This is a genomic window from Marinifilum flexuosum, from assembly GCF_003610555.1.
In the GTDB taxonomy this organism is placed as follows: Bacteria; Bacteroidota; Bacteroidia; order Bacteroidales; family Marinifilaceae; genus Marinifilum; species Marinifilum flexuosum.
Window position 1 is genome coordinate 170,953 of record NZ_RAPQ01000012.1, and the last position, 14,401, is coordinate 185,353.

A 14,401-nucleotide genomic window follows, 5' to 3' on the forward strand; every position below is an offset into this window, starting at 1 on the left:
TAACTGAAAAATGGCAATAGAAATAGAAAGAAAATTCCTGGTAAATCAAGATTTACTCCCTCTTCCTAATGATGGAAAAAAGTTGATTCAAGGGTACATCTGGAGCGATCCGCAGAAGAGTTTACGCATTAGAATCGCTGGCGAAAAAGCTTTTCTAACCATCAAATCGGGAAATGACATTTTAAAGAGAAGCGAATTTGAATATGAGATTCCCATGACGGATGCTCATGAACTGCTTGAACTATGTGATGCTAAAATAGAAAAAACCCGATACCTGATTCCTATGGCTCAATACACCTGGGAAGTAGATGTATTTCATGGCGACAACCAAGGGCTAATTGTTGCTGAAATTGAACTGGCATCTTCCGAAGAACAAATTAAACTTCCCGAATGGATAGATCAGGAAGTCAGCAATGATCCAAAATATTTGAACGTCTCCTTAATTGAAAATCCTTTCATCAAGTGGTGACACCAACAAGTCGGAAAAATTTCTTGCAGGAGTAATTTCGGGTCTTACGGCCTTATAAATGCACTCCTGTATTTTGGTTCTAACATCCATTTCCATCAATTTCGCATTGGATTCATCCGGACAAATTCGGTTCGATAAAAAGATGTATACCAAGTCATAATCAGGATCAATCCATATCATGGTTCCCGTAAAACCTGTATGGCCATAGCTTGACAATGAAGCCAAATTACTGGTTGGTCCATTCTCATCGGTAGGATCTAAAAAGGGTTTATCAAAGCCTATCCCTCTTCGGTTCTCTCCTTCAGGATATGCTCGCGAAGTAAACTTCTCCATGGTTTCCGATCCAATGTACATTTCGCTTCCATATGCTCCTTTTTGCAAATACATTTGCGCCAACTTGGCCAAGTCACTGGCATTGCCAAACATGCCGGCATGACCTGCCACACCTCCAAGCATTGCTGATGTAGGGTCGTGTACATATCCTTTTATCCACTGCCTTCTAAAGAACTTGTCATTTTGGGTTGGTACAATTCGATTCAAGCTAAACCTTTTTTGGGGATGGTAGCCCAAAGTTCCCGCTCCCAACTGGCGATAGAAGTGACGACTCACATAGCTATCTACAGGCTCTCCCGATCTTTCCTGTATCATTTCTCCCATCAGGATAAAGCCCAAATCACTGTACTTGTAACCATTCTTTTCGCGATAATCAGAATCTAAAATTCCTTTCAGTATGGTGTCCTTGTAATTCTTGTTGATGTAAAGATTTTTGGCTACCTCAATCGGATAGGCATCCGACTTCACTTTGGACAAAATTCCTTTCTTGAATTTGTAATTTCTGTCAATGTAAAGATTCCTATCGAGCTTTAAGCTGTACCTTTTGGAGTACCTTCTGCTAAAAAGTTTATCCTTAAAACTTGCAGAATCAACAGCTTCCCAATGAAATGGTTTCCAGCTTAACAAACGAGCTTCATGTGCCAGAATCTTTCTTAAAATCAGGCTATCTTTGTTTGATTCCTTGGCCTTTGAATAGTATTTGCCAATATTGGCATCAACATCAATCCAACCTTCATCGGTCATTTGCATTAATGCCGGCAAGGTTGCTGTAATTTTGGTTAGAGAAGCCAAATCGTAAATATCAGGATTTCGAACCGGTCTTTTCCTTGCGTAAGTATGGTGCCCATAGGACTTATTGAATACAACTTTACCAGAACGAGCAATCAAAATCTGGCATCCTGGAGTTGCCTTTTGTTTGATGGCATCTTCTGCAATCGAATCAATTACATTCAATTTTAAAGTACTCAGTCCAACCTGCTCAGGCAATGAATATCCCAAACGGTTATGAACTGTTTCAATTCCTGTACCTACCGGAAAATCATCATTGATCGTAACCGGAAGCTTTCCTTTTGCAGCCAAACCTCCAAAAACAACCTGGGCTGAAGCCATTTGCGACTCCCTGCTATCCTGGTAGGAAACCAAAATGGCATCCAAATCATTTAAATTTCGATATCGATCCAAAGCATATGGATTACCAAACAGGTCGAAAATTACTTTTTTGTTGGCAGATATTTCTGACAAGAGTTGCACGCTTTGGTCAGTAATTCCAAAGTTTCTGGAAGGTCGTTGATCCGTATCGTGCATACTCACGATTAACAGATTGTATTTGTCGAGTTTCTCTTTTAAAATCTCGAAATGCTCTTTGGTAGCATCCTTTTCAATCTGGAAAAAATCCATATCGGTATATCTTCCCAAATACTCCTGGTATCTATTTCGAATAGAAGCGCCCATGGCAATGGAGGCCACCCTTAAGGTATCCAGTCGTTTTAATGGCAATAGGTTTCTATCATTCTTCAAGAGTGTGATGGACTGTTCGGCCAACTGTCTGCGCAATATAAATCCTTCCTGTGTATTTAGGCCAGACCAAAGTCTTTCAGTGTCAACTGGCTTATAATTGTGAAGTCCTAACCAATACTTGGCCTTCAGAATTTTCTTACATTTCTCATTGATTTCGTCCCAGCTTAATTCTCTTTTTTCGATTGCTGCTTTAATTTCCTTCAACGAAATTTCTACATCCTCGGTAAACAGCAAAACATCATTCCCAGCCTTTAAAGCCTTAACATCAACTTTTCCTTTGTCGTAGTATTTGCGAACTCCCTTCATGTTTAAGGCATCGGTAAAAACCAAACCTTTAAAGCCCAACTCCTCTTTTAGCAAATCTGAAACAATAGGTCGCGATAAAGTTGCCACCTTCTGATCCGGATCCAAAGCAGGAACGTTCAAATGTGAAATCATCACACCACCCAATCCCTGTGCAATCACTTTTTTAAAGGGATAAAGTTCAATGGAATCCAATCTTGCACGATTGTGATTCAGGATCGGAAGGTCAACATGTGAATCGGTATCCGTATCGCCATGACCTGGAAAGTGTTTTCCAACTGCAATTACACCAGAGCTTTGCATTCCATTGGCAAAAGCATAGGATTTATTGGCCACATTGTATCGATCTTCACCAAAAGATCTGCTGTTAATTACCGGATTGGCAGGATTATTATTCACATCCATCACCGGTGCAAAATTCACATGTACACCCAATCGCTTGCACTCCTTTCCAATCTGTTTTCCCAATCTGTATATCAACTCATTATCCTGAACAGCACCTAACATTAGCTGTCGAGGGTAACTAATGGTTTGCTTCAACCTCATTCCCAAACCATTCTCGGCATCCATACCAAGCCACATTGGAACTTTCGATAAACTTTGATACCAATTGCTCAGTTCGGCCTGCTTGCCTGGTTCCCCATGAAAAAAGATAATTCCACCAATCTGATACTTATCTACTAATGCAGCAATGCGTTCCATTTCCTTTTTGTTCTTGTTGGAATAAGCAGCAATCATGAACAGTTGGGAGATTTTTTCATCCTCACTCATTGTGGAAAAGATGGAATCTGCCCATTGATTAGACCTATTCAACTGATCGACCAACAGGTACTGATCTTGCACATAGTTTTGAGCCGCTAAAGAGAAAGCAAGCAAATAGAAAGAAAGTAGTACTAATATCCTTTTCGGAGAAAATATATAAAGCATAAAAAAATCGTTAATCCAGTTCACCACGAGGTATAACAAAATTATAAAACGCCCATGAATAAAGAGAATGATTGATCACTAAAAAAACTGAATTTGTAAATTTTTTGAATGCAAAAAGAGGGCCAATAGAAAAAGGGGCATTGCCCCTTCTCAATTACTTACAACTAAAATCATATTAAAAACTTGAATCTAGGATCGAACCAAGTGCAATATGCGAAACTATAATCAGGGTGTTTTTCCCTGATTCAGAAGTAAATTTATTTTACTCCCCTTAAAAAAACAAGTGTCAAGTTTGCCAAGTTTGACAAATTGAGCATAATATCATTCACCCTCCACAAAAGCTATTAAGCTATAAATCAAGAAGAATCAAGCAATAACGAGCTTTATCCGATGGGTTCCATTTTGATTTGTCTTGCAAAATGACTACTTTAAGACTACCCATTGTAAATGTTAACCCTTAAAAACAATCACCATGAAAAAGATATTCTGCACTTTAATATTACTATCCACAGTAATTATTTCGATTGCCCAAAATCATGCGGAAAAAGAACTTAGCATTGATGATCAAACCGCATTAAAGTTGACAGCATGCGTTCAAGTATCTCCTGACAATTACAATCAACTTAAGAATTGGGTTCTTTCAACCGAAGCTGTTGAGTTGGAAATGCTCAATGAAAAATCGGGAGAAGCCAGGCTTAAAGGAAATAGTCTGATATACTTGAGCCAGACCCCATCAACTTTTCAAACCAGGATGTACTACACTCTAAGTTTGAAAGAACAAAACAACCAGTTGCAAATTGAAATTAAAGATGTGTATTACCTTTCCTTGCCTGTATATGGAAAACAAGGAACCGCTTCAGTCATTTCTTACCCTTCTGATTGGTTCTCCAAAGAGAAACTCTATAAGAAATCAGGAAAAGAGCGATATCTTAATTCAATTGTAAAACAGAATACCATTTCGAAAATGAATGAGCTAATGGATTCAGCTTTGGCTTTTATGAATTAGAAGTTTCACGCAAAGACAGATAAAGAAAAAACGCAAAGGTGAATTGTTCATCTTTGCGTTCTTTTTTCCAACTTATTCTTTACGTCCTTTGCGTAAATTTTATTTCCTTAATAATCTTACCGCCGCACTTATCTCCTCAATCGCACTACCAATCTCCTCCTCGCTGGTATATTTCCCAACCGACAAGCGTAGTGTTCCCATGGCATATTCGAATGGAACATTCATGGCATCAAGCGTTGTTGAAATTTTTACGGCATCGGAATGACAGGCAGCTCCTGCCGAAGCCGCAATATTTGGCATATTGGCAAGAATATCTGCTGCTCTCAGGTTCTTAAAAGAGATACTCAAGGTATTTGGCAAAGAGAATTTAGTGTTTCCATTGATTCTAAAATCCCCTAATGGCTCCAAACCTTCTCGCAATAGGCAAATTAAATTTCTCTCTCTTTTCATTCTACTTTCAGGATCAATCATTGCCAATTCGGCTGCTTTGCCCAAACCTACAACTTCCAGAATGTTCTCTGTTCCGGCTCTGCGATTCATTTCATGATCGGCACCATGAATTAGCTTTTGCAGCTCTATGCCTTCACGAACATACAAAGCCCCAATCCCCTTGGGACCATAGAACTTATGCCCTGCTACTGTAAGCAAATCAACACCCAATTCTTTCACATCCACAGGTACTTTACCAACTGCCTGGGCACAATCGCTATGTACTGCAATATTGTGCTTTTTCGCTAAAGCGGATATTTCTTTCAGTGGCTGCAAAGTTCCCACCTCGTTATTGGCATACATTACCGATATTAAGATTGTATCAGGACGAATGGCTTCTTCCACATCCTTAAGTCTTAACCTTCCTGTTTCGTCAACTGGTAAATAGCTCACCTCAAATCCCTCCTTTTCCAGGAATTTACAAACCTCTATAATGGCAGGATGTTCTATTTGTGTTGTGATAATATGTCTGCCCCTATCTTTGTTCTGGAAAGCATATCCCTTTAATGCATAATTGTTCGATTCGCTGCCTCCACTGGTAAACACAATCTCCTCAGTCTTGCTGTTCAACAGTTTCGCCATACGCTCACGAGCCTGCACCACTGCCTTTTTGGTTTGCTGTCCATACCAATGCGAACTTGATGGATTTCCAAAATATTCGAATAAATAAGGCTGCATGGCTTTGGCAACCTCTTTTGCTACCGGTGTGGTGGCGTTATAGTCTAGGTATATCATTTTTGTTAGAGTGTTATTTTGTTCCCAATAAAATCCGCTAAACCAGGTTCAATTTGTCAATTATTTCTTCATCAAAATCTCCTCTGGAATAATAAATAATCACATAAAATTCATCCTTTTTTTTATAAAATAAAAACATCGAAAGCATTCCTGATTTTTCGAAATCAAATATAATTTGTGATTCATCATACTTATTACTCAATGACAATTTATTAATTCTACCAATGAATCCTTTATAGTTATCAGCTTCAATCATTCGTTGGACTTCAGATTGATTATCTATTTTTACATTTATTCTATGTGCTAAATCAAAACCATATTTACAAGTGGTTTTAGGTGAGCTATTCGGATCAAAAGTTTCCCCATATTTTATATCATCTTTGGGTATAAATTCATTTTTATGAATTGAAATACAACCCAAATCTTCAATTTGAAGATTTGTAAACTCCCACGCAGTGACCATATGCACATCTCTGAATCTAAAAAAGTTCCAAGTATCACTATTACCAATCCTACTGACACCTGTGTTTAAATCTTTTTGGATTGAATCATCTAATATCCAAGTATATTCTTTATATCTTTCCCAACTTGCATTATGGCTAAACCGGACCATTTCATATATATAAAATCCTACATAATATATTCCTAATGCAACTACACCTGAAATAATAAACCTCAATATCTTATTCATTACTACCTATAATCTTTCTTTTTGTGCCACTGAAAGTACAAAACAATAATTCCGAAGAAAAGTGTTCTCCTTAATATTTTACACTCAATTATAGCAATAGAATAAGCTGGTGCCAAATTGTTCCCTTTGCCTTGGGTTTTAATCAATTTTTTCCCGGATAGTCCCAGTTTATGCTGAGCAATAGATACGAGCGGCAGGCTCGAAACATCGGTGTCCAATGAATCATTATTACAAATTGAGCTTCAATACAGACATACTAATCCTCCCAATCATCAACGCTCTTACTTGAAAAAATAACATCTGTAAAACTAAAAGGAGCCTCACTTTTTACAATGTTTTTAATTGAATCCTGAATATTCTCAATCTCAGTAAGTGATAAATTTACTTTCGATGGATTTATTAAAAAGAGAAAGTAGTAAGTACGTCCAAGTCTGTTTATAGATACATGATTTAAACTGTAACCAAGGGGTAGTATCGGCAATACCTTTGGGGTAATTTTTTCACGCATTGCATTGTGAATATCTTTTATTATTAATTCATTAAAAGCATTTTTCAGAATTTTTACGGGATCGTTAAAAAGAAAAACACATAAAACGAGAACAATTATTGAATCGGCAATTGGAACAATGAATGCCAATGAAGTGTTTTCAAGGAAACCTACAAGTAAAAACACTACACCAATAGCTCCCGAAATAATTGCATTTTGAAATACAGCAATTTTTTCGGTTTGTAACATTATACTCTGATTATTGACTTTTTTACACTGTGCCGCAATGTATAGATATACAAGAGAACAAATTATTACCATCAAAATAGAATAATAAATAATAGATCCTCCATTCACTTGCTCTACACTTCCTGTAACAATATAGTCGTATATCTTAAAACTATTTGAAACTCCTGCCAAAACAAGAACTCCAAAAATCAAAAGCCCTTTAAAAAGTGTATACAGTGTTTCGTACATTGCAAATCCAAATGGTAGAGATTTAGTAGGCTTCTTTGCGACAAGTTTTGAGATCTTGATTCCTATAATCATCGAAAATGCCGATATGAAATTAAATACTCCATCTATTAAAACAGCTTCCGAATTCGAAAAGGCAAATGTTCCAATCCCAACCACTGCCATTAACACATAAGCCCATAAAATATAGCTCATTGCTTTTGTCTCTATCCCTGACATATTCATAATTCTCTCTTGTTTAAATGATATTTTACAATACAAGTTTAATAATCGCAAAATTACTTTATTATAAGAAACATCTGCATTATTTGTTTTAGCCACTGAAAGTACAAAACAATCCTCCACAAGAAAAACATTATCCTTAATATCTTACATACAATTATAGCATTACCAAAATTAGATCTATGTTATAGTTTTTGTCATTACAGATTGACGAGAGTTCATTTTTATCACAAAACTGGCTTTACCAATCGTCGAGAGATCTTTTTTGTGGCAAATTTGCCATTACATATCATCGAGAGCATTTTTTTAAGCCAAAACTGCCTTTACATTTTGTCGAGAGCTCATTTTTGTCTCAAATCCTATCGGAGTGCATTCTTTATACTTACGCCCATGCAGGGCTTATATAACAAACACCAACACCCAAAGGGCGATGCCCTTTGCTATTGCTTTGAGCCTTTCGAGCTCTATTTGCCATTTATTAACATGTGATTCCCGAAACTAGGTTCCTTTCTCCTTCAGGAGAAAGATAGAATGAGGTAAATCATTTATTCACCACCCTAAACTCTGTTCGTCGGTTCAAGGCCTTGCCTTCTTCGGTCTCGTTGTCGGCTATTGCCTTGCTCGATCCAAATCCTTTGTACAGCAAGCGCTCTTTTTTAATTCCTTTGGCAATTAGGTAATCGCATACTGCTTTTGCCCTGTTTTCCGATAAGCTCAGGTTGTGTTCTTCCGATCCGGTATTGTCGGTATGTCCCGATATCTCAACAATCAAATCCTGATTCTGATTCATCAGCTTGAACAGGATTGACAATTCACTCTCCGATTTTGGTAGAATCTCCCACGAATCGGTATCGAAAAACACATTTCGAAGTACGATTTCACTACCAGTTACGAGTTTCTGAAGACCAATATTCAATTCTTGCGGCTGATTCTTTTCCTGATTCTCCAATAGCGAAAAATGATCTGAATAATACAAATATCCCTCACTCTCTGCGGCAAATAGATACTCTTTTCCTGCAGGCAAACACAGCAGGTATTTCCCATTTACCCGATCCGAGTGAATTCGGGCAACGGTATCTTTCGTACTCAAATCGATCAATTGCAAAGAGGCATACAGATTTTCCTTTGTATCCACATCGTAGATCTTTCCTTTCAGCCACGAAACCATTGGCGGTTGATGTTCTCTGGGCAAATCAAACACAAAAATATCCTTTCCTTTTCCTTCCATCCTGTTGGATGCAAAGTAGGCCTTATCGCTTTTTGCATTAATCACCAATCCCAATTCCTCTCCATGCGTGTTTATCGGATATCCCAGGTTCTCTGGCTTAGACCACTTTCCATCTTCCAGAAGAGTTAGTTTATAAAGATCGTAAGATCCCATTCCCGGTAGTCCATCCGAGGCAATTACCAAATACTGGTTGCTGGCATGAATAAAAGGCGACATCTCATTGTTTGCCGTGTTAAAATCCATATTTACAGGTTTCGACCACCTTTGTCTGCCATCGGCTAAGTTTTCCATCAGCTCCGATCGCCAAATGTCCATTTTCCCTTTGCCACTCTTGCGATTACTCACAAAATAAAGTACTCTTCCATCAGCTGAAATGCTTGGTTGCGCCTCCCATGCTGCCGAGTTTATGGTAGGTCCTAAATTTCGAGGCTTCGACCATCTGTCTCCCTCTCGAACCGAATAGTACAGGTCGCATCTGCCTAGCCCATCCTTTCTGCCACATGCAGTAAAATACATGAATCTTCCATCGGCAGTAATGGATTGTGCCCCTTCGTTGCTTGTGGTATTAATGATTTCCGATAATCCTTTGGCCGGTCTCCAAGCTTCTTCCTCCTTTAAGGATATCCAAAAATCCTCTTGCATCTCCAATTTCACTTCCGAAGATTTTTCGGCCGGACTCAATCGGGTAAACACCAACACTTCCTCATCGGCAGTTAAGCTGGGCCAGTATTCATCATATTTGGTATTGATCGCATCCCCAATATTTATGGGCTTAAAATCCACTGGATTCGCAATCATATTCATCGCAAAATCACAATTCTTAATCAGTTTTTGCGCCTTTGCCTTATTCCTCGATGAGATTTTTGAGAAGGATAAAAAGTCTTGAAATTTTCCTTTGGCCTTTTGATACTCTCCTTGCTTTAGGTATGCATTCCCCAGGTTAAAATGCACCCGTGGAAAATAAGATCCATCTATTTTTATTGCCTTCTGATAGGCTTCAATTTCAGCCTTACTGTCCTTTAAAGTATAATATACATCTGCCTGAAAAAGATAAGCTTCAATAAATTTGTCGTTCACCTCCAAGGCTTTGCTTAAACTTTCCAAAGCTTTCTGATTGTCCCTGTTTCGATAATACTGCCCAGCCTCTTCGTAAAAGTGTATGGCCCTTCGCGATTTGATACTGTATTTCTTCTGCGAAGAAAGAGGAAGTACAAAAAACAATAGCAATAAGGTTAAAACTGAATATTTCATTCTTAATAATCAACTTAAATAAATAACTTCCACAATCTCAAATAGACCACAACTATCGAAAAAATTGCCAATAATGCACCCAAGATAATTAATGATCTCTTCTCGGATTTTCGTATTGATATGATAAGCAATACCAAGGACAATACACCAAAAATAGAATAATCGTATTGATATCCATATTCCAATAACTCTGTCAATCCATACAAAGCTTTCGTCTTGCCACTAGTAAGAGATACATATCGATTCCAAAGGTCATAATTTACCTTTAAGGTACAACAAATGCTTATTCCACTTAGAACTATTGATAATATTGCGAATTTATTTTTCATCATTCTTATAAATATACATTTGTTATTAAACCTACTGCACCATTCAGTCCTGCTTTTCGGGCATTGGAAGGACAAGCTGCTTATACGAAGAAAAGTTATAGTAAGACGGGGAAGCTGAGAACTTGTTCGAAGATCACCCCGCCGCACTTAAAGTTTTCGAGTATATGTAGTTTGGGCTTACGCGCCCTAGATTCTTTGCTTCCTTTCTCATCAATGGAGAAAGGAAGAGCCCCTGCGGCTAGAGCAGAAAAATCATTCTTTATCTATGACAAATCTCCGCATACAAACAAGTCCTGCAAGCATCCTGATTTTCCACCTGGTCAAATGGAATCTTTGGATCAAATATCTCCTCGAACATTTCCTGCAAAGCTTTCGTAAATTCTTCCTTATATACTCGGTAATCATCAACAGTTTCAGGTTTGGCACGACCTTCTTTTCGGGCCAACATGCATGCAAACTTGTTGTTAAAGAATTCTTTCAGACTATACACACCAGGCGAAATTGCCTCAGCAGCTTTCGTTTTGTCCTCGTAAAACAAGCAATACAATAAGGTTTGAAAAGCTGCTTTGTTTCTGTTCTTTCCCTCTTTCTCGAATAAGGATTCTATGTCCTTAAAGAACAAATCTGCCTTACCCGTTTTGTAGTCCAGGATTCGAATGGTACCATTTGCCCTGTCAACACGGTCAATCAATCCCTTAATGTTTACCTTTCGATCTCCCGATATCGGCACCTGAATTCTATATTCATCTTCAAGCGACAGAATCTGGAATGGCGCAAACTGCTGATCCAGGATCAATATCCTATCGATGTACTTTTTCAGGATATCAAAAATCAACAAGTTCCTTCCTGATATCTGAACCTCTTTATTCTTGGGCGTTTTAAAATAAGTATCGCGAAAAGCGGTCTTCAGTTTCGTTTCAATCAGGTCTTTGTCTTTCCTGATGATTTCCAGATCTTCCCTTTCCAATATTTTGCCAACAAATGGCTTGTACAAATCTTCCAGCGTATTGTGAAACAGGTTCCCGAAAGTAGGCGGATCAATCTCTTCCAATACCTGATCGGGTTCCTTTAATCCTGCAATGTATTTAAAGTAAAAACTCAATGGGCAAGCCAGGTAAGTATTCAAAGCCGAAGGAGAAAAACTCCTGAATTGATCTCCGCAATACTCCGCCAGGCGATTTAAAATTCGCTCATTCTTCTCAACGATTATGGGTTTGGCCTCTTTTAACGAGATATCATATCCCGGACTCGATTCTTCAATATCAAAATCCGATTCATATTTCAATTGATACAAAAATCGGCTCATCTCCCCTGTTCTGATTCCATCACTTTGAGTACTGTATAGCAGTTTGATGTCATCGGCACGCTGTATCAATCGGTAAAAATAGTAGGCAAAAATGGCATCCTGATGATCAATGGTTGGCATTCCAAATCCCTTTCTCAGGTGATATGGAATGAATGAATTTGCGGTTCCTGTTTTTGGCAACTTCCCTTCGTTCATCGAAAGAACCACCAACTTTTTAAAATCCAGCAAACGCGTTTCCAAAATCCCCATTACCTGCAATCCCGCCAAAGGTTCTCCTTCAAACGGAATGCTCAAAGTTTGAATCATTTTCTCCAAAATCTTATAGAAAGTATCTTGCTTTACCTCTATTTCATGCTGATCCAACAATGCTTTCAATCGCTTAATTGCCAAAAACAGGTGGTAAATGTACTCCTGTTCAATCTTGTCGACCAATGATTTTTCTTCCTCTTTGGTTTCCAATCTTTGGTAAACATTCTGCAGCAAATTCAATAGGTACATGGCAAACTGATTCACATCCTTTACTGGTGTAAACAGCTTTTCGATTACCTCATCGCCTGTTAAAAGCTTTTGCGGAACCTTTATTTTGTTGGTAGTAAGAATATTTTGGGTAAGCTCATGAGCCAATTCAGGATTTACAGAATTCAAATACTGATGATTCAGCAACGCCAACACCTCTTTGTGATGAAACTCTATCTCTCCTGCAACTTTTCTGGAGCTCTTTTGCATGTCGATTACCAAGCGCAACAAACTGGCAACCGGCGTATTCTTAGCAGGATATCCCATGGTAACATTTACATTCTCTACCACCTCGGGAATGGAATGCAAAACAGGCAGCAATAGTTCCTCATCGGCCAAAACAATGGCTGTTTCCTCCGGCGCTACATCCTCATCCTTGCAAAAAGCTTGCACTACAGAGTGCGCATATTTGGCCTGCCCAACTTCTGATGACAGAGACACAAACTCCACCTTGGCTTTGTTCTCCTTGATATTCGAAAAGCTCAATTCAGTTTTAGGAGCAGGAAATCTTCTGATATTGTCTCGCAAAAACAGGCCTGCTTCATGATATGGATTCTTCAGGTATGATTCATCGTAATCCCAATAGAATTCGGCAAGCTCTTTCTTCTTCAGGAACTCGAACAAATCAATCTCGCATTTGTTTAATGCATTAAATCCAACAAAAATTACCTTTTTGGCATCGATTTGAATTCCTCCTGATTCTAATCCATCTATCAAATTCCTCGAAGCCATTCCTTCGTAGGCCAGCTTTTCCGATTTCAGCTCCTCTCTCAAATCGGTATAAATCCCAAACAGATTCTCCCACAAATTCACGAACTCTTTTTGATGCTCAGAATATTTCTCTGGTTTAAAGCTGCTCCAAAATGCCTGTATTGCCTCAAGCTGTTCATCCGTTAAATAGTCGAACAGGTTCTCAATCTCTTTCTCGTCGGCCAGATTTTGAAACAAATGCTCGGCATTTACCCTGTACTTGTCCAAATCATCAAAATCGCCCAACAACATCTCTCCCCAGTGATAGAATTCATCGAAGCTTTCGCTTACCTTCATTCTTTTCACATAGATTTTATACAGACGAAATAGCAATCCCAAATTGTCTTCTATCTGCAAATCGGACAGAGAACGGAAAAACTCACTAATGGTAAATACTCTTGGTGCCCAAAGAGGTTTTTCCACCAATTCGTTCAGATATTTTGAAAAGAACAAGCCAGCTCTTCGGTTCGGAAAAACCAAAATACAATCGGATAATTCATTGGTATATTTTGAGTAAAGCTCTTTGGTTATTTGTTGTAAGAATGAGTTCATATATAGTGTAAGAGATTAGTTAAATTGATGATTTCCATATGGCAACACAATTTCAATATTTTGCGATTGAAACATTCCATTGGGATTTAATCCAGGTTTTCCTTCCGGGATATCTACGCCCAGATTCTTGTAGTATTCTACCCAAAACGGCAAATACTCACCTGATTCATTGTCCTTAAATGTCATGGGATTCAATTGAAATACTTCTGTTGAATCGCCAGTATTTACAAACATTTCATAAATCAACTCGGAACAATAATAGGTCGAATCACCCATTACATAAATATTATCATAGGGAAAATTCAATAAGGCTTTCCCATAAGTCATGGCTGCATCAATTCTGGTATTCAACTTGGTATTTAATCTACCAATGGCAACTTTATTGCTCCTTAGCAAAAAACTATCCAATTGGGTTAAAGATACCCCTTTCGATATGGCTTCCAGCACATAAATATTCCCTTTTGAATCAACATCTACAATGCCAACATGAGAAAAATTCAGCTTCTTCTCTCCTCCTGTAACCGATTCTATGGCTTCTGAAATGGAATCGGTATTCAAATCCTGAAAAATTAGGTCGCCTTTACGGAATTCAAACTGCGTTTTTTTTTGTAAATTATCACAGCTTAAAAAATGTAGAAATACCAGCACTGTTAATATCGTGCGAAGAAATGTCATACTATTAAATATTCATGTTTTTGAATGCAAAACTAAATTAATTGGAAAATGCAACAAACGAAAAAATAGCTCTGTATTTTTTCTGCAAATGTTAAACAATATCAGCTCATAGAAAATGTCTATAAGCTCATTAGAAAAAA

General features: G+C 38.0%; 10 protein-coding genes. 2 read left to right on the forward strand and 8 right to left on the reverse strand.

Translation table 11 applies throughout. The annotated features are described in order from the left end of the window. The first annotated feature begins 10 nt into the window (after window positions 1–10). Entirely contained in the window at window positions 11–469 is a 459-nt protein-coding gene (locus tag BXY64_RS18870) for a CYTH domain-containing protein (RefSeq protein WP_120241531.1), read from the forward strand. On the opposite strand, the gene BXY64_RS18875 is transcribed toward BXY64_RS18870, so the two are convergent. Beyond that, the gene (locus BXY64_RS18875) at window positions 440–3,550 is read right to left on the reverse strand and encodes a glycoside hydrolase family 3 N-terminal domain-containing protein (protein WP_120241532.1); all 3,111 of its coding nucleotides are present in this window, start codon (window positions 3,548–3,550) and stop codon (window positions 440–442) included. The genes BXY64_RS18870 and BXY64_RS18875 overlap by 30 nt on opposite strands. Window positions 3,551–4,022: 472 nt before the next feature. Between BXY64_RS18875 and BXY64_RS18880 the strand changes: the two genes are divergently transcribed. After that, window positions 4,023–4,556 (forward strand): hypothetical protein, encoded by a 534-nt coding sequence (locus tag BXY64_RS18880; RefSeq protein WP_120241533.1) that lies wholly within the window; start codon window positions 4,023–4,025, stop codon window positions 4,554–4,556. 99 nt (window positions 4,557–4,655) lie between these two features. Here BXY64_RS18880 and BXY64_RS18885 read toward each other — a convergent pair whose 3' ends face one another. The 7 genes from BXY64_RS18885 to BXY64_RS18920 form a co-directional block, all read right to left on the reverse strand. Next, window positions 4,656–5,780: a cysteine desulfurase family protein gene (locus BXY64_RS18885; RefSeq protein ID WP_120241534.1), complete on the reverse strand. Its 1,125-nt coding sequence runs from the start codon at window positions 5,778–5,780 to the stop codon at window positions 4,656–4,658. A 37-nt stretch (window positions 5,781–5,817) separates the two neighbouring features. Continuing rightward, entirely contained in the window at window positions 5,818–6,471 is a 654-nt protein-coding gene (locus tag BXY64_RS18890; protein WP_120241535.1) for a hypothetical protein, read from the reverse strand. 256 nt (window positions 6,472–6,727) lie between these two features. Continuing rightward, window positions 6,728–7,627: a cation transporter gene (locus BXY64_RS18900; protein WP_170150708.1), complete on the reverse strand. Its 900-nt coding sequence runs from the start codon at window positions 7,625–7,627 to the stop codon at window positions 6,728–6,730. Between the two features lie 568 nt (window positions 7,628–8,195). After that, window positions 8,196–10,133 (reverse strand): OmpA family protein, encoded by a 1,938-nt coding sequence (locus tag BXY64_RS18905; RefSeq protein ID WP_120241538.1) that lies wholly within the window; start codon window positions 10,131–10,133, stop codon window positions 8,196–8,198. A 14-nt stretch (window positions 10,134–10,147) separates the two neighbouring features. Continuing rightward, window positions 10,148–10,462: a hypothetical protein gene (locus tag BXY64_RS18910; protein WP_147376046.1), complete on the reverse strand. Its 315-nt coding sequence runs from the start codon at window positions 10,460–10,462 to the stop codon at window positions 10,148–10,150. 259 nt (window positions 10,463–10,721) lie between these two features. Beyond that, the gene (locus BXY64_RS18915; RefSeq protein WP_120241540.1) at window positions 10,722–13,586 is read right to left on the reverse strand and encodes a PD-(D/E)XK nuclease family protein; all 2,865 of its coding nucleotides are present in this window, start codon (window positions 13,584–13,586) and stop codon (window positions 10,722–10,724) included. A gap of 15 nt (window positions 13,587–13,601) precedes the next feature. Next, window positions 13,602–14,261 (reverse strand): YiiX/YebB-like N1pC/P60 family cysteine hydrolase, encoded by a 660-nt coding sequence (locus BXY64_RS18920; RefSeq protein ID WP_120241541.1) that lies wholly within the window; start codon window positions 14,259–14,261, stop codon window positions 13,602–13,604. Window positions 14,262–14,401 lie beyond the last annotated feature (140 nt).